Annotated in this window: 27 protein-coding genes; 16 read left to right on the forward strand and 11 right to left on the reverse strand. The window is 67.5% G+C overall.

The annotated features are described in order from the left end of the window. Nucleotides 1–30: 30 nt before the first annotated feature. Nucleotides 31–921: a hypothetical protein gene (locus BSY239_RS12690; protein WP_069047179.1), complete on the reverse strand. Its 891-nt coding sequence runs from the start codon at nt 919–921 to the stop codon at nt 31–33. A 1-nt stretch (nt 922) separates the two neighbouring features. Continuing rightward, entirely contained in the window at nt 923–1,612 is a 690-nt protein-coding gene (locus BSY239_RS12695) for an acylneuraminate cytidylyltransferase family protein (protein WP_069047180.1), read from the reverse strand. A 135-nt stretch (nt 1,613–1,747) separates the two neighbouring features. On the opposite strand from BSY239_RS12695, the gene BSY239_RS12700 reads away from it, so the two are divergent. Both BSY239_RS12700 and BSY239_RS12705 read left to right on the forward strand, forming a co-directional pair. Beyond that, nucleotides 1,748–3,145 carry a 3-deoxy-D-manno-octulosonic acid transferase gene (locus BSY239_RS12700; RefSeq protein WP_069047181.1) on the forward strand — a complete coding sequence of 466 codons (1,398 nt, stop codon included), beginning with the start codon at nt 1,748–1,750 and terminating at the stop codon, nt 3,143–3,145. Beyond that, nucleotides 3,142–4,422 carry a 3-deoxy-D-manno-octulosonic acid transferase gene (locus BSY239_RS12705; protein ID WP_083239955.1) on the forward strand — a complete coding sequence of 427 codons (1,281 nt, stop codon included), beginning with the start codon at nt 3,142–3,144 and terminating at the stop codon, nt 4,420–4,422. The genes BSY239_RS12700 and BSY239_RS12705 overlap by 4 nt, the downstream gene beginning before the upstream one ends. Before the next feature lie 6 nt (nt 4,423–4,428). Here BSY239_RS12705 and BSY239_RS12710 read toward each other — a convergent pair whose 3' ends face one another. Next, a complete protein-coding gene (locus tag BSY239_RS12710) occupies nt 4,429–5,811 on the reverse strand; it encodes a phosphomannomutase/phosphoglucomutase (protein ID WP_069047182.1) in 1,383 nt (460 codons plus the stop codon). 117 nt (nt 5,812–5,928) lie between these two features. Here BSY239_RS12710 and BSY239_RS12715 point away from each other — a divergent pair, with 117 nt between their 5' ends. The 9 genes from BSY239_RS12715 to BSY239_RS12755 all read left to right on the forward strand — a co-directional run bounded on the left by BSY239_RS12715 (nt 5,929) and on the right by BSY239_RS12755 (nt 14,844). Further along, nucleotides 5,929–7,434 carry a DNA-3-methyladenine glycosylase 2 family protein gene (locus tag BSY239_RS12715; RefSeq protein WP_442905726.1) on the forward strand — a complete coding sequence of 502 codons (1,506 nt, stop codon included), beginning with the start codon at nt 5,929–5,931 and terminating at the stop codon, nt 7,432–7,434. Further along, nucleotides 7,431–7,946, forward strand: coding sequence for a methylated-DNA--[protein]-cysteine S-methyltransferase (locus BSY239_RS12720; protein ID WP_069047184.1), 516 nt, complete (start codon nt 7,431–7,433; stop codon nt 7,944–7,946). The genes BSY239_RS12715 and BSY239_RS12720 overlap by 4 nt, the downstream gene beginning before the upstream one ends. 82 nt (nt 7,947–8,028) lie before the next feature. Then, complete coding sequence (locus BSY239_RS12725) at nt 8,029–8,940, forward strand: DMT family transporter (protein WP_069048969.1); 912 nt, start codon at nt 8,029–8,031, stop codon at nt 8,938–8,940. A gap of 408 nt (nt 8,941–9,348) precedes the next feature. Further along, nucleotides 9,349–9,699: a hypothetical protein gene (locus BSY239_RS22455; RefSeq protein WP_156775472.1), complete on the forward strand. Its 351-nt coding sequence runs from the start codon at nt 9,349–9,351 to the stop codon at nt 9,697–9,699. Nucleotides 9,700–9,703: 4 nt separating this feature from the next. After that, the gene (gene acsA, locus BSY239_RS12735) at nt 9,704–11,467 is read left to right on the forward strand and encodes an acetate--CoA ligase (RefSeq protein ID WP_069047186.1); all 1,764 of its coding nucleotides are present in this window, start codon (nt 9,704–9,706) and stop codon (nt 11,465–11,467) included. Continuing rightward, the gene (pdhA, locus tag BSY239_RS12740; RefSeq protein ID WP_236944063.1) at nt 11,464–12,447 is read left to right on the forward strand and encodes a pyruvate dehydrogenase (acetyl-transferring) E1 component subunit alpha; all 984 of its coding nucleotides are present in this window, start codon (nt 11,464–11,466) and stop codon (nt 12,445–12,447) included. The genes acsA and pdhA overlap by 4 nt, the downstream gene beginning before the upstream one ends. Further along, nucleotides 12,441–13,415 (forward strand): alpha-ketoacid dehydrogenase subunit beta, encoded by a 975-nt coding sequence (locus BSY239_RS12745; RefSeq protein ID WP_069047187.1) that lies wholly within the window; start codon nt 12,441–12,443, stop codon nt 13,413–13,415. The genes pdhA and BSY239_RS12745 overlap by 7 nt, the downstream gene beginning before the upstream one ends. After that, complete coding sequence (locus tag BSY239_RS12750) at nt 13,412–14,590, forward strand: dihydrolipoamide acetyltransferase family protein (protein ID WP_069047188.1); 1,179 nt, start codon at nt 13,412–13,414, stop codon at nt 14,588–14,590. The genes BSY239_RS12745 and BSY239_RS12750 overlap by 4 nt, the downstream gene beginning before the upstream one ends. After that, nucleotides 14,587–14,844, forward strand: a complete 258-nt coding sequence (locus BSY239_RS12755) for an acyl carrier protein (RefSeq protein ID WP_069047189.1) — start codon at nt 14,587–14,589, stop codon at nt 14,842–14,844. Before BSY239_RS12750 ends, BSY239_RS12755 begins: the two co-directional genes overlap by 4 nt. 62 nt (nt 14,845–14,906) lie before the next feature. Here BSY239_RS12755 and BSY239_RS12760 read toward each other — a convergent pair whose 3' ends face one another. Then, a complete protein-coding gene (locus BSY239_RS12760) occupies nt 14,907–15,920 on the reverse strand; it encodes a zinc-dependent alcohol dehydrogenase family protein (RefSeq protein WP_069047190.1) in 1,014 nt (337 codons plus the stop codon). A gap of 210 nt (nt 15,921–16,130) precedes the next feature. Beyond that, nucleotides 16,131–16,556 (reverse strand): c-type cytochrome, encoded by a 426-nt coding sequence (locus BSY239_RS12765; protein ID WP_069047191.1) that lies wholly within the window; start codon nt 16,554–16,556, stop codon nt 16,131–16,133. 214 nt (nt 16,557–16,770) lie between these two features. Between BSY239_RS12765 and BSY239_RS12770 the strand changes: the two genes are divergently transcribed. The 5 genes from BSY239_RS12770 (at nt 16,771) to BSY239_RS12790 (ending at nt 21,449) form a co-directional block, all read left to right on the forward strand. Then, nucleotides 16,771–17,592, forward strand: coding sequence for a universal stress protein (locus BSY239_RS12770; RefSeq protein WP_069048971.1), 822 nt, complete (start codon nt 16,771–16,773; stop codon nt 17,590–17,592). A 98-nt stretch (nt 17,593–17,690) separates the two neighbouring features. Continuing rightward, on the forward strand, nt 17,691–18,044 hold the full coding sequence (locus BSY239_RS12775; protein ID WP_069047192.1) for a GYD domain-containing protein: 354 nt from the start codon (nt 17,691–17,693) through the stop codon (nt 18,042–18,044). After that, on the forward strand, nt 18,022–19,467 hold the full coding sequence (locus BSY239_RS12780) for a Do family serine endopeptidase (protein WP_236944064.1): 1,446 nt from the start codon (nt 18,022–18,024) through the stop codon (nt 19,465–19,467). The genes BSY239_RS12775 and BSY239_RS12780 overlap by 23 nt, the downstream gene beginning before the upstream one ends. Nucleotides 19,468–19,476: 9 nt before the next feature. After that, nucleotides 19,477–20,481, forward strand: a complete 1,005-nt coding sequence (locus tag BSY239_RS12785) for a hypothetical protein (RefSeq protein WP_069047194.1) — start codon at nt 19,477–19,479, stop codon at nt 20,479–20,481. Beyond that, on the forward strand, nt 20,475–21,449 hold the full coding sequence (locus tag BSY239_RS12790; protein WP_069047195.1) for a ribose-phosphate diphosphokinase: 975 nt from the start codon (nt 20,475–20,477) through the stop codon (nt 21,447–21,449). Before BSY239_RS12785 ends, BSY239_RS12790 begins: the two co-directional genes overlap by 7 nt. Here the strand turns inward: BSY239_RS12790 and BSY239_RS12795 are convergent. The 6 genes from BSY239_RS12795 to BSY239_RS12820 all read right to left on the reverse strand — a co-directional run bounded on the left by BSY239_RS12795 (nt 21,403) and on the right by BSY239_RS12820 (nt 25,175). Next, complete coding sequence (locus BSY239_RS12795; RefSeq protein WP_083239958.1) at nt 21,403–22,479, reverse strand: hypothetical protein; 1,077 nt, start codon at nt 22,477–22,479, stop codon at nt 21,403–21,405. The two genes, BSY239_RS12790 and BSY239_RS12795, sit on opposite strands and share 47 nt — an antisense overlap. Nucleotides 22,480–22,505: 26 nt before the next feature. Further along, nucleotides 22,506–22,928, reverse strand: coding sequence for a c-type cytochrome (locus BSY239_RS12800; RefSeq protein WP_069047196.1), 423 nt, complete (start codon nt 22,926–22,928; stop codon nt 22,506–22,508). Between the two features lie 23 nt (nt 22,929–22,951). Further along, nucleotides 22,952–23,431: an Hsp20/alpha crystallin family protein gene (locus tag BSY239_RS12805; protein WP_069047197.1), complete on the reverse strand. Its 480-nt coding sequence runs from the start codon at nt 23,429–23,431 to the stop codon at nt 22,952–22,954. A gap of 4 nt (nt 23,432–23,435) precedes the next feature. Next, the gene (locus BSY239_RS12810) at nt 23,436–23,864 is read right to left on the reverse strand and encodes an Hsp20/alpha crystallin family protein (protein WP_069047198.1); all 429 of its coding nucleotides are present in this window, start codon (nt 23,862–23,864) and stop codon (nt 23,436–23,438) included. A 148-nt stretch (nt 23,865–24,012) separates the two neighbouring features. Next, nucleotides 24,013–24,474, reverse strand: a complete 462-nt coding sequence (locus BSY239_RS12815; RefSeq protein WP_083239959.1) for a CBS domain-containing protein — start codon at nt 24,472–24,474, stop codon at nt 24,013–24,015. A gap of 47 nt (nt 24,475–24,521) precedes the next feature. Further along, nucleotides 24,522–25,175, reverse strand: a complete 654-nt coding sequence (locus BSY239_RS12820; RefSeq protein WP_069047199.1) for a BON domain-containing protein — start codon at nt 25,173–25,175, stop codon at nt 24,522–24,524. Nucleotides 25,176–25,180: the final 5 nt, after the last annotated feature.

Below are 25,180 nucleotides of genomic sequence, written 5' to 3' on the forward strand. Positions count from 1 at the left end.
GAGGGCCTCGTGCCGGGTGGCGTCAGGGAATTACAGGGAGCCGGCGTAGAACGCCTGGATTTTGGACCGCATGAAGCCAAGCGTCTTTTCGCTCCAGATCAGCTTGCGGGATTTTTCGTCAACGATCACGTCGCCCTCTTTGAGCGACAGCAGCTTTTCGGGCTTGATCATCAAGCCGTTGAGCGTCACGGCCACCAAGCCTTTGCGCCGGCTTTTCACCCAGGGCAGGCGGGCTTTGATGTAAAGCCAGAAGCCCCAATAAAACATGAACTCGCCGGGGAACTTGACGGCAAAGGAGTTGGGGATGCGCACCATGTGTTCCTGCGCGACCCAGCTGATGAAACGTTCGTCGGCCGCCATGGGGCGGAATTCGAGCCGCGGGTGCTTCTCCAGCAGGGCCTTGAATCGTTCGGCAATGAAGTGGCACTCGGCCGGGTGGTAGATCACGAAGGACGAGTTGCCACGCGCGTAGCGCCTGCGGTTGGTCCATCGGTACAGGCTGCGTCCGATCCAGCCAAACGGAATGATCGCGCTCTGCAGGATGGCCACGGTCTGGCGGCTCTGCATCAGGTCCAGGCCGGTGCTCAAGTCGCCCAGGACGATGGTGTCCAGATCGACGTAGATCGCAGGCAGGTCGGTGGGCACGATGCCATGCTCGAACATCACCAGCTTGGCCTGGCAGCCCGAGGTCTTGAGCTTGTCCTGGAGCCAGAACTCTGGAAACCGCACCAGCTCGATGCGGTCTGCCAGATCGGGACGCTCCCGGTCCGAAATCAGGATGAAGCGCGGCTGCGATGCCGTCTTGTTGGCGATGCTGCGCGCCAGGTTGTTGATGAGCGCGGTCGAGTACTTCGTGCCCCAGCAGACCATCACGCACTGCCAGGTGGGCGCGGCGTATGCCTCGATGTAGTCGGTGTTCATCTCATTCACGATGCGCAGCCTCCAGCGCGGCTTCGCAGCGTTCAAAGTCGTCGAGCGAGTCGATGTCCTGGCTGCGCTCGGCCGGCATTTCCACCACACCGATACGCTCGGACACAAAACTGCCGCTGGCCACAAAACGTTCGGCGTTCAGCACGTACAGCGCGCCGTTGGGCCGCACCACCGGTGGCAGGCTCTGGCGGTTGGCAAAGCAGTAGGCCGGGTCCGAGAGTGGCTGGAAACGGTTGCCCCGCAGCGTGCCCCACTTGAGCACGCCCCGGTCGGCACTGGTGACCGACATGACGAGTTCGAAATAACCCCCGGCGAACACCGCCAGCGCGGCTTCGATGTCGCTGGGCAGGCGCAGCGGCGAGGTGGCCTGCAACAGCACCACGGTGCCGTGGCAGTCGGCGGTGTGCAGGGCGTGCTGCAGCACCGGCGCCATGGGCACGGTGTCGCCCGCCAGCTCGGGCGGCCGCTCCACCAGCGTCACCTGGGTGGGCAGTTCGGCCCAGAGCACCTCGGGAATGTCGGTGGTGATCACCACGCGCGATGCGCCGGCCTGCAGCGCCTGGTCCACCGCGTGGCGGTACAGCGGTTTGCCTGCGAGCGGGCGGATGTTTTTCGAGGGCAGGCCCTTGGATCCGGCGCGCAGCGGAATGACTGCGGTCCAGGCCGGCGTGGGAAGGGGCATCGAGGTGTTCCTGTGTGGGGCGGCGGGCCGCTGGGTGAGGGCCTGACCAAGGGCGTAACTATACTGAATGGCCTTCGTCCGGAGCCCCAGGTGCGACGCGCAGGCACCCTCGCCCGACCCGCACCGTTTCCACCGATGGCCTCCCCCACTTCCACACGCGCAGCGTCCCGACCTTTTCCGCCCAGTTGGCGGCTGTCCGTGCTCATCGGCGTGTACGAGCTGCTGTGGCACCTGCTGCTGCCGGTGTTCCTGCTGTTTTTGTGGAAACGCGGCAAACGCGAGCCGCTGTACCGCGAACACTGGGGAGAACGGTTTGGCGCCGCCCCGACCGGCCTTAATCGCCCGGTGTGGGTGCATTCGGCCTCCATGGGTGAGATGCGTGGCGCCGCGCCGCTGGTGCGCGCCTTGCTGGCTGCCGGCTACCCCGTTTTCATCACCACCCTCACCCCGGCCGGCCGCACGGCTGCCCACTCGCTGTTTGCCGAGGCCATGGATGCGCAGCGCCTGCAAGTGAGCTACGTGCCACTGGAGTTGGGCTGGGCGGTGCGCCGTTTGATCCACCGGGTGCGTCCGCGCGCGGCGGTGATGACCGAGATCGACACCTGGCCGGTGCTGCTGGCCACCATCCGCCGCCAGGGGGTGCCGCTGGCGATGGCCAATGCACAGTACCCGAAGAAGAGCATCGTGCGCGACCGCAAATGGGGCGGCTTTCGCGCCGGCATCTTCCAGGCCTACGAGCTGGTGCTCTGCAAATCGGAAACGCATGCGCAACGCTTTCGCGACGTGGGTTGCGAACGCGTGGTGATCGCGGGCGAGACCCGTTTTGACTTGCCGGTGTCACCGCAGCAGATCGGCGCCGCGCAGGCCTTGCTCGCACCGTGGCAGCTTGCCACGGCCTCCGCCGGACAACGGCCGGTGCTGTGTTTCGCCAGCGCCATCGTGGGCGAAGACGAACAGTTCATCGACGCGATCCGGCAGGTGCAGGCAGGCCTGCAAGCAGCGGGCCTGCCGCCACCGCTGGTGGTCTACGTGCCGCGCAGCCCGCAGCGCTTTGACGCGGTGGTGCAGATGTTCGAAGCGGCGGGCCTGCGCGTGGCGCGCCGCAGCCGCATGCTCGACGCCACCCTGCAGCCAACCCCCGATGCACCCGACATGAGCGCCATCGACGTGCTCATGGGCGACTCGCTGGGCGAGATGTATTTCTACCTCGCGCTCTCGCAGGTGGTGGTGGTGGGTGCGTCCTTTGTGCCCCTGGGCGCGCACAACGTGATCGAACCGCTGGCGCTCAGGAAGCCTGTGATGGTGGGCCACAGTATCTGGGGCATTGAATACCCCGGCGTGGAAGCGCTGGCCGCGGGTGTGTTGCAGCAGCACATGACGATAGACAGCCTCTCGGCGGCGCTGGTGCAGCTGCTCACCTCACCCGCCGACTACGCCCGCGCCATCGCCGGCGCAGAAGCGTTCTACGCCGAACATGGCGGCGCCACCGCCAAGCACATGGCCACGCTCGTGCCCTGGCTGGAAGCCCGATGACACCTGCGCAGCAGCCCTGGGCGTTGCGGACCTACCTGGTGCTGGCCGGCTGGCTGGCCCCGGTGTGGCGCAAGGGCCTGCAGCGGCGTTTGCTGCGCGGCAAGGAAACGCCGCGCAGCGTGCGGCAGAAGCTGGGCAGCGAATACGCGGATCGACCGGACGGCGTGCTGGTGTGGGGCCACGCGGTGGGCGTGGGCGAGTCCATGGCACTCGCCGGCCTGTTCGCGCGGCTGGCCGAGCTGCGCCCCGACTGCAGTTTTCTCATCACCACCACCGCGCGCACCTCGGGCGACGCGCTGCGCCGCACCGGCCTGCCCGCGCGCTGCCAACACCAGTTCGCGCCGGTGGACACGCCCGGCGCGGTGTCGCGCTTTCTCGACCATTGGCAACCCTCGCTCGCGCTGTGGTGCGAGATGGACCTGTGGCCCGCGTTGATCGCCGAGACCGACGCGCGCGCCATCCCGCGCGCCCTGGTCAACGCACGCCTGTCGCCCGAGTCGCTGGCCAAACGCCGCTGGGGCCGCTGGCTCTACCAGGCGCTGCTGCCCGGTTTTCGCGAGCTGTTTGCACAGAACGAAGCCACCGCCGAGGCTCTGGTGGCGCTGGGCGCGCCACGCGAGCGCATCACCGTCAGCGGAACGATCAAGGCGCTGGTGCCGCCGCTGGCTTGTGATGCGGACGACCTGGACACCTGGCAGCAGGCCTTGTCGGGCCGGCCGGTGTGGGTGCTGGCGTCCAGCCACCCGGGCGAGGAAGACCTCGCGCTCGCAGCCCACGCGCGGCTGCGCTCGGAGCAGCCCGATGCACTGCTGATCATCGCGCCGCGTGCGCCCGCGCGAGGCCTTGAGGTGGCTGCGCTCGCGTCGGTCGCCGGCCTGCGAGACGTGCCCCTGCGGAGCACCGGTGCCCACATCGCCACCGATGTGGCCGTCTACATTGCCGACACCATCGGTGAAATGGGCCTGTGGTACCGGCTCGCGCCGGTGGCGCTGGTGGGCGGGTCGTTCGCCAGCGTGGGTGGCCACAACCCGCACGAGCCCCTGGCGCTGGGCTGCGCCGTGCTGCATGGGCCCAATGTGTGGAACTTCGCCGAGAGCTACGAGCGGCTCGATCGCCTGCGCCAGGCCCGGCTGGTGACCAGCGAAACCGATGTGGCCTCGGCAGTGGCTGCGGTGTGGGGCGCCAACCAGCCGGTGGACACCACCGCGCTGGTGGACGCGCAGGCCGAGGCGGTCATCGAGCGCGTGCAGGCCCTCTTGCCGCCCTTGCCGCGCTGAGCCGACTCAGTGCGCGCTGGCGCCGACCACAGCGTCGGGCTTGGCCTGCTTGAGCAAGGCCAACATCACCGCTTCGATGCGGTGCAACGCTTCGGTTGTCTGGCCTTCAAAGCGCAGCACCAGCACCGGCGTGGTGTTGGAGGCGCGGATCAAACCAAAACCATCGGGCCAGTCGACCCGCACGCCGTCGATGGTGGACAGCTTGGCCGGTGCGTCGAACTTCGCCATGGCCACCAGCTTTTCCACCACCGCGTGAGGTTCGCCCTCGGCGCAGGCCACGTTGAGCTCGGGCGTGCTGAAACTGGTGGGCAAGGCGTTGAGCACGTCGCTGGCGTTCGGGCTGCGGCTCACGATCTCGAGCAGGCGGGCACCGGCGTAGGTGCCGTCGTCGAAGCCGTACCAGCGTTCCTTGAAGAAGATGTGGCCGCTCATCTCCCCACCCAGCGGGCTGTTCAGCTCCTTCATGCGGGCCTTGATCAGCGAGTGGCCCGTTTTGTAGATGTGGGCCACGCCGCCGGCCGCTTCAATCGCAGGCGCCAGGCGCTGAGAACACTTCACGTCGAACACGATGTCGCCACCGGGCACGCGCGAGAGCACGTCCTGCGAGAACAGGATCATCTGGCGGTCGGGGTAGATGTTGTTGCCCTCCTTGGTGACGATGCCCAGGCGGTCGCCGTCGCCGTCAAAGGCCAGGCCCAGCTCGGCGTCGGTCTCGCGCAGCGCGCACATCACGTCCTGCAGGTTCTCGGGCTTGCTCGGGTCGGGGTGGTGATTGGGGAAGTTGCCGTCCACCTCGCTGAAGAGTTCAACCACCTCGCAGCCGAGCGCGCGAAAGATCGCCGGGGCCGACGCACCCGCCACGCCGTTGCCGCAGTCCACCACGATCTTCATGGGGCGCGAGAGCTGGATGTCGCCCACGATGCGTGCCTGGTAGGCCGCCTGCACGTTGATCAGGCGCACACGTCCACCGTCGGCAAGGGTGTGCGATTCGGCCTCCATCGTCTTGCGCAGCGCTTGGATGTCCTCGCCATAGATGGCGCGCCCGGCAAGCACCATCTTGAAACCGTTGTAGTCCCTGGGGTTGTGGCTGCCCGTGACCTGGATGCCGCTGGTGCACAGCGTGGCGGCAGCAAAGTACAGCATGGGTGTCGTCGCCAGCCCGATGTCGATCACGTCCACACCGGCGGCCACCAGTCCACGGATCAGCGCAGCCGACAAGGCCGGGCCGCTCAGGCGCCCGTCTCGGCCGACAGCCACGCTCTTCTCGCCCAGCTTCATGGCCTGCGTGCCGAAGGCCAGACCCAGCGCTTCGGCCACGTCTTCGTTGAGCGCGGTGGGCGTCACGCCGCGGATGTCGTAGGCCTTGAAGATCGAGGGGGTGACTTGCATGGGGGTGTCCTGGGTTCGGGGAGGTTGGACCATTGTAGGAGTGGCGTTTCATGCCCTTGGAGGCACATGTCCGGAAACGGCCAGTCGCATTCATCCGAACGGCCTACCATGGCATCCATGAACCGCCACGAACGCATCGACGACGAAGCCTGCTACCGCGCGCTGTGCTCTCACGACGCGCGCTTCGACGGGCAGTTCTTCACCGCCGTCACCTCCACCGGCATTTACTGCCGCCCGGTTTGCCGGGTGCGCACACCACGGCGCGAGAACTGCCGCTTCTTCGCACACGCGGCGCAGGCAGAACACGCCGGGTTTCGCCCTTGCCTGCGCTGCCGCCCCGAGCTGGCACCCATGGACCGCCACTGGTCCACCGAAGATGCCTCCGCCATCCTGCTGCAGCAGGCCACAGGCTGGCTCGACGACCCCCAGCACTGGCTGGATGCCGACGGCAACATGGGTGAGCGCCTGGCCGCGCGCCTGGGCGTGAGCGACCGCCACCTGCGCCGCGTGTTCGAAGACCGGCTCGGTGTCTCGCCGCTGCAGTACCTGCTCACGCGCAAGCTGCTCACGGCCAAACAACTGCTCGCCGACACCGACCTGCCCGTGACCCAGATCGCGGGGGCCAGCGGCTTTGCGAGCGTGCGGCGTTTCAACGCCGCCTTCCTCGACCATTACCGCTTGAATCCGACCCAGCTGCGCCGTCAAACCAGCAACCGCGACAGCGGCCAGGGCAGTGCGGTGCGCCTGGGCTACCGCCCGCCCTACGACATCGCGGCCACGCTGGCGTTCTTCCGGCAGCGCCTGATCGGGGGTGTGGCCTTCGTCGACGACAGGCAGCGCCTCGGGCAGACCCTGCGCATGGACATCGGCGGGCGCAGCCACCGCGGCTGGCTGCTGGCCGAGTTCGACGAAGCGCGCTGCCAGCTCGTGCTGCGCGTGAGCGATGAACTGCGCGAGGTGCTGCCACAGGTCATCCACCGCCTGCGCGCCGCGCTCGACCTGGACGCGGACCCGAGCGCGATCAACGCGGTGCTGCACGGCGCGTTCCCGGCTGGCGACGGCCTTCGCGTGCCGGGAGCACTCGATGGATTTGAGCTCGCCGTGCGCGCCGTGCTCGGCCAGCAGATCACGGTGGCCGCCGCGCGCACGCTCGCGCAGCGGCTGGTGAACCGGTTCGGCGAACCCATCGACACACCGTTTGTGGCCCTCAACCGGCTGTTTCCTTCTCCCGAGGTGCTGGCTCAGGCCGGCGGCGATGCGCTGGGTGAACTGGGCATCGTCAAACAGCGCCAGGCCGCCATCGTGGCGCTGGCGCGGGGCGTGGCCGAACAAGGCCTGGTGCTCAACGGCAGTGCCGATGTGCCGGCCACCATCGCAGCGCTCAAGGAGCTGCCCGGCATCGGCGACTGGACCGCGCAGTACATCGCCATGCGCGCGCTGCGCTGGCCAGACGCCTTTCCCGCTGGCGACGTGGCGCTGCACAAGGCGCTGGGTGTGCAAGACCTCAAACACCCGGCCCGGGAAGCCGAGGCCGCATCACAGGTCTGGAAACCCTGGCGCAGCTACGCCGTGCTCCGGGCCTGGTCGGCCGGGCACGTCTCACCCACTGGAACACCCACATGAAACACGATCCCCTCACTGTCTTCACCGCATGGCAAAGCCCCCTGGGCGCCATGACCCTTGCGGCCACACCGCGTGGCCTGAGCGGCGTCTGGTTTGACGGCCAGCGCCATGGGCCCGACACCTCGAAATGGCGCCGCGATCCAGCGCACCCGGTGCTGCAAGCCGCCATCCAGCAACTCGGCGCGTATTTCGACGGGCAGCGCACGGCCTTCGATCTGCCGCTGGACCTGGAGTCCGGCACACCGTTCCAGCAACAGGTGTGGCAAGCCCTGCTGGGCATCGCACCCGGCGCCACCACCAGCTACGGCAGCCTGAGCGCAGCGATCGGCAAGCCAGCCGCTGTGCGGGCGCTGGGCGCCGCAGTGGGCCGCAACCCGGTCAGCATCGTCGTGCCCTGCCACCGCGTGGTGGGCGCGGACGGCTCGCTCACCGGCTATGCCGGCGGGCTGGAACGCAAGACCGCGTTGCTCGCGCTGGAAGGCGCTGCGTTTTCACCAGCGCCGCACCATTGAGTCGTCCACCGCATCAATCGCGCCCCATTCGGCATCAATGGCGCCCGTGGTCGCCGGGAGCGCCACTGCATACTTTCACGCCATGAACCCGACCCTCGCCCTGGAATTTGTCCTGCTCGCCGCCCTCTGGGGCTCATCGTTCCTGTTCACCCGTCTGGGCGCCGCCGAATTCGGCATCGTGCCCACCGCGGGCCTGCGGGTGGCGCTGGCCGCGCTGTTTCTGCTGCCGGTGTTTCTGGTCAAAGGCGTCTGGGCCGACTTTCGCCAACGCGCCAAGGCCATCCTCTTCGTCGGCCTGCTCAACTCGGGCATCCCGTTCATGCTGTTCGCGTTCGCCGTGATGCACATCACCACGGGGCTGACCTCCATCCTCAACGCCACGGTGCCGCTCACAGGTGCGCTGGTCGCGTGGCTCTGGCTCAAGGACCGTCCGGGCGGCTCGCGCATGCTCGGCCTGGCCATCGGTTTTGCCGGGGTCACGCTGCTGGTGGTCGGCAAATCGGGTTTCAGCGCCACCGGCGTGGCGGGCGCGGGCTCGACGGGCATCACGCTGCTGGCCATGGGTGCGTGTCTGCTCGCCACGCTGTGCTACGGACTGGCCGCCAGCTTCACCAAACGCTACCTCACCGGCGCCCACCCCCTGGCCACGGCCACCGGCAGCCAGATCGGCGCCACACTCGGACTGGCCGTGCCCATGGCATGGTTCTGGCCCAGCGAGCCAGTGAGCTTCACGGCGTGGGCCGCTGTGGCGGCGGTGGCACTCCTGTGCACAGCCATCGCCTACATCCTGTTTTTCCACATCATCGAACAGGCTGGTCCCAGCAAGGCGCTCACGGTCACTTTTCTCGTCCCGGTGTTTGCACTGGCCTACGGTGCGTTATTCCTGAACGAGACCATCACGCCCTGGATGGTGGGATGCGGCCTGGTGATCATTTGCGGCACGGCGCTGTCGACCGGGCTTGCGCGGTTTCGGTGGCTCGAGCGGGCCACCTGACCGGAGGGCAGACGAAAAAAATCACCGGGGTCTTGCGACCGCGGTGACTTGATTCTTGACTGGCGGAGTGGACGGGGCTCGAACCCGCGATCCCCGACACGAATTGCCTGCCCACCGGAACCGACTGCCGGGCAGCCATTCAGCGACCCAGCTCCAGCGACAAGCCAGGCCATGCCCGCTTCAAAGTCGCAGAACACACCGGACATGCAAACGTTCCCGAGGATGTCGCACGCCACATGCCGGTGGACCTCCTTTCGGCTGGGCGACAAGTCAACCCTGGCCATCCCCTCTCAGAACATGCGATCCGGGCCCGTCACGCGCACACGGTCGACTTGTATTGACCGAACTCAATGGTTCATGCCCACCAGGGCTTTAGATTGGGTGCTCCTGATCGTGGAAAGAGTTGCCATGAATACGCAGCGAGTTCTGGTTTCCAACGGCTCCCCCGCTCGGGCGCTGGAAACCATCGATTTCCCCGAAGGCCGGACCAGGCACGGCGGGTTTGAACTCCACCGGCAGGCTCATGTGATCAGCGCCACCACGCACTTCGAATTGCAACCCGGCATTGGCCAGAATCCGTCGCACCAGTGGGCCCTCGATCTGCCCCTGCTTCGGGAGGAGGACGAGGTGGAAGGCCGATGTGCGACCGTCTGGTTGGACGCGCCCATGCGGCTTCTCAATGAAATCAGCGAATGTCTCGGCCGAGGCGGGACGCACAGGCTGCGGGACCCGCGAGCGCTGAACTTGCGGGCCCTCTGACGACATGGCCACCATCGCCGAGACCATCCACAAGCCGCAGACGCTGCGACCATCCAATCTGGAGGATCACGGCGCGGCCTGCGCGGCTTTCAACTGGGGGCAGGCGCGCCGCGCGCTGGACGCGAGTCTGGAGGCCAAAACCGGCTTCAACATGGCCACACTGGCGGTTGATCGCCACGCCCGCAGCCCCAACGCAGCCAAGCTGGCGCTGCGCTGGCTGGGCAAGTCGGGGGCGCGGCGCGACCTGAGCTACGCCGAGCTCTCACACCTGAGCAGCCGTTTCGCCCATGTGCTGCAGAACCTCCACGTCAATTCCGGTGAGCACGTGTTCCTGCTGTGTGGTCGCTTGCCCGAGCTGTTCGTGGCGCTGCTCGGTGCGCTCAAGCAGCAGTGCGTGGTGACTCCGCTGTTTTCGGCCTTCGGGCCGGAGCCGATCGCCACCCGCCTCACGCTGGGCCATGGCCGGGTGCTGGTCACCACCACCACGCTGTACCGCCGCAAGGTGCAGGCCCTGCGCGAGCACCTGCCCGAGCTGCAGCACGTGCTGCTGATCACGGACGACGACGGGCCGCTGCCACCCGACACGCAGGACCTTCGCGTCCTGCTGGATGCGGCATCGCCCACGTACCAGACCCGCCCCACCGATGCGCAGACCCCTGCCCTGCTGCACTTCACCAGCGGCACCACGGGAAAACCCAAGGGCGCGGTGCACGTGCACGAGGCCATCGTGGCCCACATCGCCACCGCGCGCATGGCGCTGGACCTGCAGGACGACGACGTGTACTGGTGCACCGCCGATCCGGGCTGGGTCACCGGCACGAGCTACGGCGTTCTGGCGCCGCTGGCGCTGGGCGTGACGATGATCGTGGACGAGGCCGACTTCGACGCCGAGCGCTGGTACACGATCCTGGAGCAGCAACGCGTGAGCGTCTGGTACACGGCGCCCACGGCCGTTCGAATGATGATGCGCAGCGGCAGCGCAGCCCCTCGCTTGCACGACTTTCCCTGCCTTCGATTCATCGCCAGTGTGGGTGAGCCACTCAACCCGAAGGCGGTGCGCTGGGGCCTGGAAGCCTTCGGCCTGCCCATCCACGACAACTGGTGGCAGACCGAGACCGGCGGCATCATGATCGCCAACTACCGCAGCATGGACATCAAGCCCGGCTCGATGGGCAAACCGCTGCCGGGCATCACGGCGGCCATCGTGGAGCGGCGCGAAGACGGCAGCGCGCGCGTGATAACCGAACCCGACACCGAGGGCGAGCTGGCGCTGCTGCGGGGCTGGCCCTCGATGTTCCGCGCCTACCTCGGCGAGGACGAGCGCTACCGAAAATGCTTCGCGGGCCCGTGGTACCTCACCGGAGACCGGGCGCGGCGCGACGCCGACGGCTACTACTGGTTCGTCGGGCGCAACGACGACATGATCAAGTCGTCGGGTCACCTGATCGGACCGTTCGAGGTGGAGTCGGCGCTGATGGAGCACCCGGCTGTGCTCGAAGCGGGCGTGATTGGCAAGCCCGACCCGTTGCTGGGTGAACTCGTCAAGGCCTTCGTGGTGCTGCGCCCGGGTGCCAAGGCCAGCGAGGATGTGCAGCGCGACCTGCTGGGTTTCGCGCGCTTGCGCCTGGGCGCGGCGGTGGCACCGAAGGAGCTGGAGTTGGTGGACACGCTGCCCAAGACACGCAGCGGCAAGATCGTGCGCCGCCTGCTGCGCGCACGGGAACTGGGTTTGCCCGAAGGCGACACGTCCACGCTGGAGGCCGCGTGACCCTGGGCGCCAGCGAGGCCACCACCTGGCTGCACCAGATGCTGCGCATCCGGCGCTTCGAAGAGCGCTGCGCCGAGCTGTACGGCGCCAACAAGATCCGCGGCTTTCTGCATCTCTACATCGGCGAGGAGGCGGTTGCGGCGGCGGCCGTGCCCGAACTGCGCGCCGACGACCACCTGCTGTGCACCTACCGCGAACATGGCCACGCGCTGGCGCGCGGGGTGCCCATGCGTGCGGTGATGGCCGAGATGTTCGGCAAACAGGAAGGCTGCAGCCACGGGCGCGGCGGCTCGATGCACCTGTTCGACGTCTCGCGCGGTTTCTTCGGAGGCAACGCCATCGTGGCCGGCGCGCTGCCGCTGGCCGCCGGCTTTGCGCTCGCCGACCAGCTGCAAGGCAACGACCGCGTCACTGCGTGCTTCTTTGGCGAGGGTGCCGTGGCCGAGGGCGAGTTCCATGAAACCGCCAACCTCGCCGCCCTGTGGCACCTGCCCCTCGTGCTGATGTGCGAGAACAACCTCTACGCCATGGGAACGGCGCTGGCGCGCTCGGAATCCTGCACCGACCTGTGCGCCAAGGCCCGCAGCTACAACATGGAGGCCATCACGGTCAACGGCATGAACGCATCGGCCGTGAGCTCGGCCACGCGCCATGCGCTGGGGCATGCCCGGGCCAAGAAAGGGCCGGTGTTCCTGGAGTTGCGCACCTACCGCTTCCGGGCCCACTCCATGTTCGATCCCGAGCTCTACCGCAGCAAGGCGGAGGTGGACATCTGGAAGCAGCACGACCCGATCGACATGCTGGTGGCGCACGCAACATCGCTGGGCCTGGCAATGGACCGCCCCGCGCTGGAAGCCCGCATCCAGGCGGAGATCGACGACGCGGTGGCCTTTGCCGACGCGGGCACGCTCGAACCGCTGCAGGATCTCACCCGCCATGTGCTGGCCGAGACCGAACCCGGCACAGGCGCGCCATGCTGACCACCTACCGCGAGGCGCTGCGCCTTGGCTTGCGTCAGGCCCTGCTGGCCGACCCGCGCGTGCTCCTGATGGGGGAGGACGTGGGGCGCTACGGCGGCACCTATGCGGTGAGCAAGGGCCTGCTGGACGAGTTTGGTCCACACCGCGTGCGCGACACGCCGCTGTCGGAATCGGGCTTCGTGGGCTGCGGCATCGGTGCGGCCATCAATGGCCTGCGTCCCATCGTGGAGGTGATGACCGTCAACTTCAGCCTCCTGGCGCTGGACCAGATTGTCAACAACGCGGCCACGCTGCGCCACATGTCGGGCGGCCAGGTGGGCGTGCCGGTGGTGCTGCGCATGACCAGCGGTGCCGGCCGGCAACTCGCGGCCCAGCACTCGCACAGTCTGGAGGTCTGGTACGCACATGTGCCCGGCCTGCGCGTGCTGGCCCCTGCCACGGTGGAAGACGCGCACGGCATGTTGCTGACTGCCATGCAGTGCCCCGACCCGGTGGTGATCTTCGAACACGCGATGCTGCTCAACACCGACGGCGAGCTGCCCGACCCGCCCCCCGCCGTGGCGCTGGAGGGTGCGGCGGTGCGCCGCAGCGGCACCGACCTGAGCCTCATCACCTACGGCGGATCGCTGCCGCGCTGCCTGGTGGCGGCCTCGCAGCTGGCCAGCGAGGGCATTGAGGCCGAGGTGCTCGACCTGCGCTGCCTGCGCCCGCTGGATGTGGACGCCATCTCGGCCAGCGTGCGCCGCACGCGCCGCGCGCTGGTGGTGGACGAGGGCTGGAAGACCTGTGGTCTGGCCGCCGAGATCATCGCGCTGCTGGTCGAGCAGGTGTTCTTTGAGCTCGACGCTCCGCCGGCGCGGGTGTGCAGCACCGAAGTGCCCATGCCCTACGCCAAGCACCTGGAAGATGCGGCCCTGCCCAATGCCGCGCGCATCGTCGAGGCAGCGCGCGCGCTGATGCACCCATGATCGAGCTGCGCATGCCCTCCTTCGGCGCCGACATGGATGCGGCGCGCTTCGTGCAGTGGCAGGTGAAGCCAGGCCAGGCGCTCAAGCGTGGCGACGTGGTGGCGGTGGTCGAAACCCAGAAGGGCGCGATCGATGTGGAGTTGTGGCACGACGGCACCATGGCCCGCCTTTTGGCACAGCCGGGGCAAGAGATCCCGGTGGGAGATGTGCTGGCCGTGCTCGCCGGTGAAGGCGAGGACTGGCAGCAGCTGGCGGCTGCACCGGTCGCCGCGACGGTCGCCGCGCCCCCGGCGGCACCGCCCACACAAGCGCAGGCACCGCCCGCTTCCACCGCACCAACGGCGTCGGTCGCCGCTCAACACGCACGCATGTCGCCAGCGGCGCGGCAACGCGCGCAGGCCCTGGGGGTGGACATCGAAGCGCTGGCGGCGCAGATGCCTGAGCGGGTCGTGGCGCTGGCCGACGTGGAGCGCGCGGCGACCACCGCCGCTGCCGCCGCGCCCTCGCGCAGCACCGCCATGCGCGCGGCCATCGGTGCGGCCATGACGCGTTCGTGGCGCGAGATTCCGCACTACCACGTGGGCTGCGAGATCGTGGTGGAAGAACCCTTGCGTGCGCTGGAGGCCTTCAACCGGGACCGCCCGGTCAACGAGCGGGTGCTGTTCGCAGCGGTGCTGCTGCGAGCAGTGGCGCAGGCCGCGTCGGACACGCCCACGCTCAACGGCCGATTCGAGAACGGCGTGTTCCAGCCAGCCGATGCGGTGCACCTCGGTGTGGTGACCTCGCTGCGCGGTGGCGGCCTGGTGGTGCCCACCGTGCACGACGCGCACCGCCTCTCTCTGAGCGAATTGATGTCGCAGCTGCGGGCCGTGCTGGAACGCGCGCGCAACGCTCAGCTGCGCAGCTCTGACCTCGCCGACTCCACGCTCAGCGTGAGCCACCTGGGCGATCTGGGGGCCGAAACGGTACAGGGCGTGATCTACCCACCCCAGGTGGCGCTGGTGGGCCTGGGCCGCGTGGTGCTGCGACCGGCCGTGGTGAATGGGCAGGTGGTGGCAGCGCGCACCCTGCACGCCTCGCTGGCAGGTGACCACCGGGTCAGCGACGGCCTCGTCGGCTCGCGCTTTCTGGCTGCGCTGACTGCCCGGCTGAAGACCCTGGAGCCCGGATCATGAACACACCCGAAGCGCTGCGGCAAGCAGTGGCCCATGCGTTGCGTGGCATCGCGCCCGAAGCCGACCTGGACCATGTCAACCCAACCGCGTCGCTGAGAGAGCAGCTTGATCTCGACTCGTTCGACTTCCTCAAGCTGCTCATCGCGCTGCAGGAATCTGTGGGTGTGGACATACCGGAAGCGGACTACGGTGATGTCGACTCGCTGGAACGGCTTGTGTCGTACCTGCTGCGCAGGCAAACGCGCACCGCATGACCGCCCCCCCCAACACCCGGTCCGCCCCGCTGTCCCGCGTCGCGTTCAGGTGAGGCTTCGGCTCACATCACCAGAACAGCCGCGCCCTGCAGCCGACCGGCACGCAGATCGTTCAGCGCTTCGTTGGCCTGATCCAGCGCGTAGGCGGTGGTTGCCACCCGCAAAGGCGCGGTGGACGCGAACCTCAGGAAATCCGTGGCATCGGCCCGCGTGAGGTTGGCCACCGAGACCAGCTGGCGCTCTTCCCACAACCACGCATAGGGAAAGGCCGGGATGTCGCTCATGTGGATGCCGCCGCACACGACCCGACCACCCTTGCGCACGGCGCGCAAGGCCAGCGGCACCAGCGCGCCCACCGGCGCAAAGATGATTGCAGCGTCCAGCGGGGTCGGTGGTGCTTCGTCGGACCCGCCTGCCCACGTGGCTCCCAGCTCGCGAGCGAAGGCCTGGGCCTGCGCATCGCCGGGGCGGGTGAACGCCAACACCTGACGGCCCTGATGTTGTGCGACCTGGGCGATCAGGTGCGCCGCTGCGCCGAAGCCGTACAGACCGAGCACCTGGGCGTCTTCGCCGGCCATGCACAAGGCCCGCCAGCCGATCAGTCCCGCGCACAACAGGGGTGCCAGGTGCTCGGCGTCCATGGACAGGTTCAGCGGCAGGCAGAAGGCGGCCTCGGCGATCACGTGGCTGGCAAAACCTCCGTCGCGCCCATGGCCGGTGAACAGCGCGTGGTCGCACAGGTTCTCGCGCCCGAGCCGGCAGAACGCGCAGTGCCCGCAGGTGTGGGCGAGCCAGGGCACGCCCATGCGCAGACCCAGGCGGCCCGCGTCCACATCTGGGCCCACCGCCTCCACCACACCAACGATTTCGTGTCCGGGTACCAGCGGCAGCCGCGGCAGGGGCAAGTCCCCGTCGACCACGTGCAGATCGGTCCGGCACACCGCGCACGCTTGAACGCGCAGGCGCACTTCGCCCGGACCGGGTTGAGGCAGCGGCCGCGTTTCCAGCCGCAGTGGCTGGCCTGGCGCGTGCAGAACCATGGCGCGCAGGCTTGCGGGTGTGGGCGCCTGTGTCATCGGCAAGCTGCCTCGCTCCACCTGTGGCGCCGGGTACGCCAGACGGTCCGAAAACTCGCCTCGTCTGCCTGCAGCTGGCTGAACGTGCCTCCGGTCAGCGTGCCGGTCTTGCCGGTGCACGACAGGTCCAAGGCGAACAGCAACGAGACATGAGGTCCATCAACGCAATCCCGGCGAAGACGACGCCGCATGGCCGGGCGGTTCACATGCTCAAGGCGCTTGAAGGCGGCTGATGTACTCGAGCAGCACGAGGATGCGGGCACGCACCAGCTCGGCCGAGTCGTAGCTGCCGCGGGCCTCCCTCAATTGCTGGGCATCGTCGATCCGGTACTCACGACCCCAGACCGGCATGTCGCGCGAGCCGTGGCTGGGCACACCCGCGCCATCAATGACGCCATAGAGACGGTTGATCGGCAAGACACCCTGGTTCTTCTTCGCCAACTGCGTCAGGTCGGGCGGACTCTTGCGCAGCAGCTCGCCCAGCGGGCCATTGCCCTTGCCGTCGGTGCCGTGGCAACTGGCGCAGTTGTTGACAAACTCCTGCCTGCCCGGATCGAACGTGGCCTGCTGTGCCGAAACGGCTCCCACGCCGAGCAGAACGGCACACGCGAGGAATCCTCTCTGGATGGTTTTCATGGATTGGCTCCTTTGATGATTTGGTGTGGTGGTCGGCCTGCACTGAATGAATCCGCGCAAGCCGGAACACATGCTAGGTCGCGGCCGGATCGTCTCGATTGAGGTGACTCAATGGCGCCCGATCCCTGCAGACAGGTTGAGCCTGCGCAACGCAAGGCGTTGGGCAAAGAGGTACCTTCCTTTGCTCGCAGCTTGCGTCTTCAAAGGAATGACCATGCAGACCCACGGCTCCATCCTGCTGCACATCGACAGCTCGGCCGGCACGCCGGCGCGCATCAAGCTGGCACGCCAGATGGCCGACGATTTCGGGGTCGAGGTCACCGGCCAGCCCTGCGTCTTGACGGCACTGGTGCGCTACCCCTTCGCCATGGAAGGTGCAGCAGCCGCCATCTCACTGATGCAGGACCTGGACAGGGAAAGCAACGAAAAGATGCACACCAGTTTCCTGTTGCTCACCGGGGGTCACGGTCGACTGCACTGGGCCGAACCGCTGGCCGACGGACCCTGGGGCTTTGCGCGGCAGGCACTGTATGCCGACCTGATGATCCTGGGTCAGCCCGACCCGGACGACCCATCGGCCGGCGAGTTGCCAGCGGACTTTGTGTCCACCACATTGCTGGAAAGCGGGCGGCCGGCCCTGGTGCTGCCCTGCACCGGTGCGAGCGCCCCGGCAGGTGGTGTGGTGCTGGTGGCGTGGAAGGAAACCCGGGAAGCGGCTCGAGCCTTGTCAGCCTCCCTGCCCTGGCTGCAACGGTCGAAGCAAGTGCATGCGGTGTGCTTCGGGGAAGGAAGTGGTTCAGCCCTGCATTCGCTGCAAAGCTACCTCCAGTCCCACGGAGTGGGCATCACTGCGCATGCGGGCGGCATCGAAGACGGCGAGGTTGGCAACCGCCTGCTGTCACTGGCGACGGACGTGGACGCAGATCTGCTGGTGATGGGCTGTTATGGACACGGGCGTGCACGCGAGTGGGTGCTGGGAGGTGCCACGCGCACAGTCCTGAAGACGATGACGCTTCCTGTGCTGATGGCCCATTGAAGACATCACTGGCGACACCTGCCCCGGCATTGAGCAGACTCAAACGGCAGACCTGCGGTGCACGTAGAGTGGCTTCAACAAGGTTCGGGGAGAACTGCATGGCCACTTTCATCCTGCTGACGCGCCTGTCGCCGCAAGCGCTGCACCAACCCAAGTCGTTCGAAACGCTGGAGCGGCATGTGTCCCGACAGGTACTCGACCATTGTCCGACCTCGAAGTGGTCGATCAGCCATGCGCTGCCTGGCCCGTGGGGCTATCTGGATGTGATCGAGGCTCACGACATGGAGACCGTGACCCGGGCCTCACTGCTGGTGAGGAGCCACGGCAAGGCCTTGCACAGGTCGAGTAACAAGTGGGTCTGCCCGGTTGGCTCGATCCCGAAACAGGCGAACCTCCCGAGGGTGAGTCACCTCCTCATCGGGACACACCATGAGCGACATGCGAACGCGTGACCGGGCGGGCAGCCCGATGCCAGTGTCTTTCCTGTTGCTGGCCGCCTTGCTTGCCGTGGACGCGAAGGCGCAAACACCGCCTGCGGTTTCTCACGGCCCCCGTGCCACCGTGATCCCGGGCGCGATCATGCCCAACTACCGCGCCATTGTTCAGTTGGCAGCACCCGCCGTGGTCGGCATCACGGTCACCGGCTCGCGCAAGGTCTCGCCCCAGGACTGGATGCCCTGGCCGGACGAAGAACCCTTCTCCTCGCTCTTCAAGAACCTGCCGCGCGGCACGCCGCCCGGTGAGCGGCCGTTTCGCGGCCAGGGCTCGGGCTTCATCATCACGCCCGATGGTCTGGTGCTCACCAGCGCGCACGTGATCCAGGGCGCCGAGCAGATCCTGGTGCGGCTGAGTGATCGGCGCGAGTTCAAGGCCCAGGTGCTGGGGGCCGATCCGCTGACCGACGTGGCCGTGCTGCGCGTGGCGGGCAGCAATCTGCCGGTGGTGCGCCTGGGCCGCGTTGACGATCTTCAGGTGGGCGACCCGGTGCTGGCCATCGGCGCGCCCTACGGGCTGGAGCAGACCGCCACCCAGGGCATCGTCAGCGCCAAGGGCCGTGCGCTGCCTGGCGAGTCGCTGGTCACCTTCATCCAGACCGACGCGGCGGTGAACCCGGGCAACTCGGGCGGACCGCTGCTCGATGCCAGCGGATCGGTCGTGGGCATCAACGCCCAGATCTACTCGCAGTCGGGCGGCTACCAGGGCCTGTCGTTCGCGATCCCGATCGAGGTGGCCCTGCGCGTCAAGGACCAGATCGTGGCCCACGGGCGGGCCCAACATGCGCGGCTGGGTGTCTCGATCCAGAATCTGAACCAGTCGCTGGCCCGCTCCTTCGGACTGGACTTGCCCAACGGTGCGTTGGTGGTGGGTGTGGCGCGTGACAGCGCCGCGCGCTCGGCCGGCCTGATGGCGGGTGACGTGATCACGTCCGTCAATGGCCAGCGCATCGACAATGCGGGCGACCTGGGCGGCCGTCTGGCCCTGATGGCGCCGGGCGACACGGTGCAACTCACCGTGTGGCGCAACCGGGCCCAGCGCACGGTGAGCGTGAAGCTGGGGCGGGCCTCCGACGACACCACCACCACCCCCGAGCAGCCCGTCGCGTCGCCGGGACAACTCGGGCTCCGAATGAGGCCGCTGACCAGCGCAGAGCGTGAGGCTGCGTCGCTGGACGGTGGCGGCTTGATGATCGTGGAGAGCACTGGTCAGGCCGCTCTGGCAGGTGTGCAGGTGGGCGATGTGCTTCTTGCCGTCAATGGCACGCCGGTGTCGAGCGTGGAGCAGGTGCGCGCCATCGTCGCGCGCAAGCCCGCTGCCGTGGCGCTGCTGATCGATCGCGATGGCGAGCGCCTGTTCGTGCCTGTCGAACTGGACTGAGGCCGCGCCATGGCAGCGCGAGCAACCCCAGCGTCACGGGCTCAGGCCATCGCGCGTTTCGACGTGTGCAACGGCGACGCCGACGGACTGTGCGCGGTGCGGCAGTGGCGGCTGCACGATCCGTCGGCGGCCCGTCTGATCACCGGGCTCAAGCGCGACATCGCGCTGCTGCAGCGCGTGCCCACCATCGGCGCCAGCGAAGTGCTGGTGTGCGACCTGTCGGTGCAGCGCAACCGCGCGGACCTGGACCGCCTGCTGGAAGGCGGCGCACACGTTCGCTGGTTCGACCACCACTGGAGCGGTGCGGTACCGGTGCACGAGGGACTGGAGGCCCACCTGGATTTCAGCAGCGATGTCTGCACCAGTCTGTTGGTGGATCGCTTCCTGGACGGCCGCTATCGCGCCTGGGCACTGGTCGGCGCCTATGGCGACGAACTCACCGCGGTGGCCGACGAACTGGGCGCCGCCTGCGGGCTCGACCCGTTGCACCGGGCGGTGTTGCGGCGACTGGGCGTTGCGATCAACTACAACGCCTACGGCGAAGACCCCTCGGATGTGTGCGTTGCACCTGGCGAGTTGTACGAGCGTCTGGCGCGCCACGATTCCCCTTGGACCCTGTTGCGCGACGAGCCCGTGATCCACGACATCGAAGCCTGCCGGCGGCGCGATTTCCGGGTCGCGATGGGCCTCAAGCCCCACTGGGAAAGTGCACGGGCCCGTGTGGTGGTGTTGCCCTCGGCACCCTGGAGCCGTCGCGTTTCGGGCTTCCTGGCCAACGCGCTGGCGGCCGTGCATCCTGAACAAGCCCAGGCTGTGCTCACCGAGCGGCGCGATGGTCACTACAGCGTCAGTGTGCGTGCGCCACGCGCATCACCCCAGGGCGCACACACCTTGTGCCAGGCCTTTGGTGGAAGTGGACGGGCCGCCGCCGCCGGCATCGATGCCCTGCCCGCCAACGCACTGGACCCTTTCGTGCGTGCACTGTCGCAGGCGCGCTGGGACACGACATGCTGATCTTCTCGCTCGACCGGGGGACCGACCTGGCGCTTGCCCTGAGTGTGCGGCTGGCACAACCCCTGGCCGACTTCGAAGACCGCGCTTTCGAAGACGGCGAGCACAAGTGGCGCCCGCTGTGCGACCCACGCGCGCAACACGTGTTCGTGCTGGCCAGCCTGCACGGCCGCCCGGACGCCAGCCCTCACGATGCCCTGTGCCGGCTGCTGATGTTCATCGGCACCCTGCGCGACCATGGCGCCGCACGCATCACCGCCCTGGTGCCTTACCTCGCGTACGCGCGCAAGGATCGCCGGACCCAGCCCTTCGATCCGCTGGCACTGCGGTATGTGGCCCAGCTGTTCGAAGCGGTCGGCACCGACGACCTCGTGGTGCTCGAAGCGCACAACCCGGCGGCCCTGCAAAACGCATTCCGTTTGCCGACCCAGCAGCTGGAGGCCCACCAGGCTTTTCACACCGTGGCCCGGGCCATTGCCGAACGTGGACCTTGCGCGGTCGCGTCACCCGACCCTGGTGGGGTGAAGCGAGCACAGCTGTGGCGGGAAGCACTCGAGACAGAGTTGTCGCAACCGCTGGGTTTTGCCATGGTGGACAAGCGGCGCAGAGCAGGCCGGGTGTCCAGTCAGCACCTGGTGGCCGGCGATGTCGAGGGCACCACCGTGCTGCTGCTCGACGATCTCATCGCCAGTGGCGAGACCATGGTGCGGGCCGCCACCGCCTTGCGCCTGGCCGGCGCGCGCGATGTGGTGGCATTCGCGGCCCATGGCCTGTTCACCGGTGAAGCCTGTCGTTTGCTCGGCGACCCGGCCATCAGCCGGGTGGTGGTGACCAACAGCGTGCCGTCGTTTCGCGTGCCGGCGGATTCGGCCCTGGCGGGCAAGCTGGTGGTCGTGTCGACCGCCGCGCTGTTCTCACTGGCCATCAGCCAGCGCTGCGCGTCACTTCCGGCGACTCCACCGCTTCGTTGAGCGACAGGGTGTCCAGGGCCATCTGTGCGTGAGCGACATAGCGTTTTGCTTGCGGCATCCACCGCTCGGGCGTGCGTGGCTCGGGGTCCAGGAGATGTGCCAACGACAGACGCGCTCGCAACAGGGCGCGGTGTGCGGTGTACAGCTGCAGCACCCTGCGGGAAGGCCTGTCGCCCAGTGCTCGAGCGCACGCCCCCATCACGCGCTCGCCGATCCAGCCGGCACCGGCCATGCGGCACTCGAGCGCGAGGAAGGCCAACTCGTCGAACGGATCGACCTGTCGAAGCGATGCGCTGAATTCGACGCAGTCGATGATCACGGGCGGATGCAACAGACACACATGTTCAGGCCGAAGATCACCATGCCCATCCACGATGCGCCCCGACAAGACACGCCTCCCCAGGTCGGCCTGGTGCTGCGTGAGTCCTGCCCTCAGTTGTTGGATGGCCTGTGCTGCGCCCGGGATCACCCAGCGCGGGTCCAGCAGGGCACTTCTGCTGAGGCGCAAGTCCTGCTGCAGGCGATCGACATAGTGCATGGGTGAGATGTTGGCCGGTTGCGCGGCGCGATAGAAGTCGGTCAACACCCGCACCAGGGCATCCACATCGCCGGCCAACACCGCGCGGTGGGCCATGGCTTCGTCCAGCATGCGGGCCCTGGGCAGCCGTTTCATGTGAACCAGCCAGTCCACCACATCACCGCGCCGCGGCACCTGCGGCTCGTCGACCAGCATGGGTCGTCCATCGATGAGCACCAAGGCCACCAGGCCCTGGTAGATACCTGGCGCGAGACGGGCATTGAGGCGCAGCTCTTCGCGGCAAAAAGCTTCACGATCGTCGAGTCGGGTGAAATCCAGAAAGGGATGGCGCACAGGCTTCTTGAGCTTGAGCACCTGCTCTCCCCACAGGTACACCCACGACATGTGGGTTTCGATCACCTCCAACTCACCCGGCGCAGCACTCGCCCGCAGCGCGGCCAGGGCCAGCTCATGGCTGGAAACAGCGCCGGCAAGGCCTGTGGAATCGGTCATGGCATGCCGTCTCGCAGTCCGCCGGGTTACTGCTGGAGCCGTTCGAGATGGTTCACCAGATCCAGGATGCGCCTGTGTGCAGCCTCCTCTGCCAGCTGCGGGTTGCCACCCGCCTGCGTGTAGCGCTCCACGTAGGTGCTGCCCCAGATCGGCATCTCGCGCGAGCCGTGAGGCCCGATGTCGGTGGCGGAGCGCCCGTCGATGAGGCCGATCAGCCGATCGCGCGGAAACACCCCGCCGTTGCGCTGCGCCAGGCGGGACAGATCGGAGGGCGGCGTCACAAGGTGGCGCACCAGCGGTCCGTCCCCTCGTCCGCTGGTCCCGTGGCAACTGGCGCAGCTGTTCTGGTAGTCCCAGCGTCCCGGGCCGCCCCGGGGCTGGGCCTGGGCGGATGCCACCAGCACCAACAGCAAGGCCGGCACGATCCAGCCAACGCTCATGCTCTTCATGTTCTTCTCCTGGCCCGGACCACTCAGGCGCCGTGCACGGGAATGCGCCGGCCCCGGTCGCGGTCCACACGCGGCATGTCGATGTGCAACACGCCGTTGCGGTAGCGGGCCTGGGTACCCTGCGGATCGACCCTGTACGGCAGGCTCACGTCGCGCCGGAAGCTGCCGTAGACACACTGCATCAAGCGGTAACCACCGTCGCCACTGTCTTGCTCGATGCGCTTTTCACCGGACACGCTGAGCCGGTCACCGTCGATGTCGATCTGCAGGTCTTCGCGGTCCATGCCGGGCAGCTCCATGCGCACAACGATGCGGTCGTCTTCCACCCGCAGGTCGGCAGACACCAGTCCCCAGGCAGCACCGGCCGCGCGGTCAGGTGAACCCCCCTGGCGAAAACGTGTGAGCGCTCCGCCAGCGCGCCTGCGCAGGTCGCGCCATCCCTGCGTCAGCGAAGCCCATGCTTGTTGTGCGCCCTTCTGCCAAGGTGCTGTGAGCGTGTTCATGACATCAGTGGATCGCGATGCGTTTGCTGGAGGTATCTGCCTTTTTGGGCAGGGTCAACTCGAGGATGCCGTCCTTGTACCTGGCCTGCACCTTGGCCTCGTCCACCGGACAGGCGAGGCTGAAAGTGCGGCTGGCGTATCCCTCCTGGCGTTCCTGCCGCAGGATGCGGCCACCATCGGTCTTTTCATCCTTTTCAGTCTTCACCTCGGCGCTGATGGTGACCATGTTGCCGTCGATGCGCACGTCAATGTCGTCCTTCTTCACGCCGGGGATCTCGGCCTTGACGGCGTAGCTGCCGTTCTGCTCCATCAGGTCGAGCTTGATGCGCGGGGCTGCTTCGGGCATCTCGAAGCGCCACGGGCGCGTGAGCGAGCGGAACGCATCGTCAAAGGGGTCGAGGGCAAACGGATCAATGGTGCGAAGTTCGTTCATGGTGATGCTCCTTCAGAACAATGAGGGGAATGCCCGGATGGGCTTTGCCGGGTCAACACGGTGTCGACGCAAAGGACATGGTGCGACGGTGGAGTGCACTCGCCATTGAGCCAACGCAATGCAGGTCTGCCCGACGACGAACGGTGCGTCAGGGCCGCTCGCGCCGCTCGCGCAGGGCTTCGGTCTCGAAGACAGACGCCATCTCGCGCAACTGCTCAGCCATCAGGGCGAGCACATCATCCAGCGTCACCAGCCCCACCAGCACGCCGTGCGCCTTGACCACCGGAAGGCGTCGGATGCCCTTGCGCCGCATGGTCACGAGCATGTCCTTGATCGAGTCGTCTTCCAGGACGCTGATCAGTTCGCGGCTCATGACGTCGCCCACGGTGAGTTGGGTGGCGTCAAGCTCCCGTGCGACCACGGCGGTCACGATGTCGCGGTCGGTGAGCATGCCCACCACCAGACGGCCCGCACCGGTCTCGTCGACCACCACCAGGCAGCCCACGTGGCGCTGCCGCATGAGCTGTGCCGCCTTTGCCAGCGACAGGTCGCGCTCGGCAATCACCACGATGCGGTTGCAGATATCGCCTGCGAGCATCTTTTCACGCATGTTGTTCTCCTGCCTGGGTTGGTGTGCAACGCAGCGCGGACAGACCCTCAAGGACTGATGCGCAGCTCGTTGTCGACCCGCGTGATGCCCGGCGCCGACCAGGCCGCGCCTTGCGCCGCCACCCGCTCGGCCAGCGAATGCACCGAGCCCCGGAGCACCGCCGTGGAGCCGTTGACGTGCACTTCGATGCCTTTGGCCTCGCGCTCGGCCTGGCGGGTCAGGGCGTCCCGGATGCGTTTGCCGATGTTGTCCGGGGTGGTACGGGGTTTGAGCACGATGCCGTTGTTGACTCCCACCACACCCACCAATGGCCGCACCAGGTTGGCGGCGGCCGCGCGCTGGAATTCCCAGTCGACTTCTCCACTGAGGGTGACCCAGCCTTTCTCAACCTTCACCTGAATGCGCTCAGCCGGCACCGAGCTGTGCCATTGGAAGGCGGTCTCCACCGCATGCGCGATCTCCGAGTCGCTGCGCGCGCTGCCGGCCGTCAGCTTGACGTCGATCTCGATCGCCACCGCGCGCACGCCCGCCACGCGCTGCACCACTTTCTCCACCTCGTATTTCTCGACGAAGGTGTCCAGGTGGCCGGAGAGCGTCACCACCCCGTCCTTGACGGCCACGCCGACCTGCGTGGCATTGATCGAGGGGTCCCATTCCAGCTCGGCTTCCACGTCCTTCTTGAGTTGCGCATCGGATTTCATGTTTG

This window comes from Hydrogenophaga sp. RAC07 (assembly GCF_001713375.1).
GTDB lineage: Bacteria > Pseudomonadota > Gammaproteobacteria > Burkholderiales > Burkholderiaceae_C > Hydrogenophaga.